This is a genomic window from Burkholderia sp. SIMBA_051, assembly GCF_046534915.1.
GTDB classification, from domain to species: Bacteria; Pseudomonadota; Gammaproteobacteria; order Burkholderiales; family Burkholderiaceae; genus Burkholderia; species Burkholderia ambifaria.
Genome location: NZ_JAWRXS010000143.1, coordinates 1 through 310, shown reverse-complemented (window position 1 = coordinate 310; position 310 = coordinate 1). Strand labels below are relative to the sequence as shown.

The window sequence follows — 310 nt, the reverse complement described above, 5'->3', positions numbered from 1 at the left end:
CGGCCGCGCGGCGTTCGCGCTGTTTGCGGTGCTGTCGGTCGGCGGCGTGCTGGCGGCGGTGCCGGTGCTGCGCGACTACCAGCGCGCCGAAGTGCTGTATTACGGCACCGAGCCGGCCGTGCAGTATCGCGATGCGCCGTCGTTGCTGTTCGGCGCGTGGGGCGACTACGGGGCGGCGACGCTGTTGACGATTTCGCCGGACAACCTGCCGCTGAAGCTTGCCGCGCACGAGCGGGCGATCGCGCTGCTGCCCGGCGAGACGGTGCTGCGCCGTTATGCGGCGCTGCAGGCGCTGGCCGGTCGCGAAGCC

The 310-nt window shown here is 72.6% G+C and carries 1 protein-coding gene; it reads left to right on the top strand.

The genetic code is table 11. The features are described 5' to 3' along the window. Nucleotides 1–310, top strand: a 310-nt coding sequence (locus tag SB771_RS33935) for a Wzy polymerase domain-containing protein (protein ID WP_410721906.1), incomplete at both ends; no start/stop codon positions are given.